We start from the raw sequence: 480 nt of genomic DNA on the forward strand, positions 1-480 counted from the left end.
CGATTACGCTGGTAGACAGCCAGTTGCTGGGCCAACTGGTGATCGCTGCGGGCGACGGCAGCAATACCGTTGACCTGAGCGGTGTCTCGGTGGCCAAGGCCACGCGCATCACGACTGGTAAGGATGACGATAGCGTCACTCTGCTGGAGACGGATATCGGCGGCTCGCTAGATATCCTGGCCGGCGAGGGCGACAACGTCGTTGACCTGAGCGTAGTAACGGTGGGCGCTGCGACCCGCATCAGCTCTGGCGCGGGCAACGACAGCATCACCCTGCTGCAGACCGACATCGGCGGCTCGCTGGACATTGACGCTGGTGACGGCGCCAATACCGTTAGCCTGGATACGGTGACGGTGGGTGGCGATGCATCCATTACCACGGGTGCCGGCGTGGATGTGATTACGCTGGTAGGCAGCCAGTTGCTGGGTCAATTGATGATTGACGCTGGTGACGGCAGCAACACCGTTGACCTGACCCGTG

The 480-nt window shown here is 61.9% G+C and carries 1 protein-coding gene; it reads left to right on the top strand.

The genetic code is table 11. The features are described 5' to 3' along the window. Window positions 1-480 (top strand): hypothetical protein (locus tag A7V84_RS21485; RefSeq protein ID WP_412778652.1); only part of this gene is annotated, 480 nt, incomplete at both ends.

Source organism: Bordetella trematum (assembly GCF_900078335.1).
In the GTDB taxonomy this organism is placed as follows: Bacteria; Pseudomonadota; Gammaproteobacteria; order Burkholderiales; family Burkholderiaceae_B; genus Bordetella; species Bordetella trematum.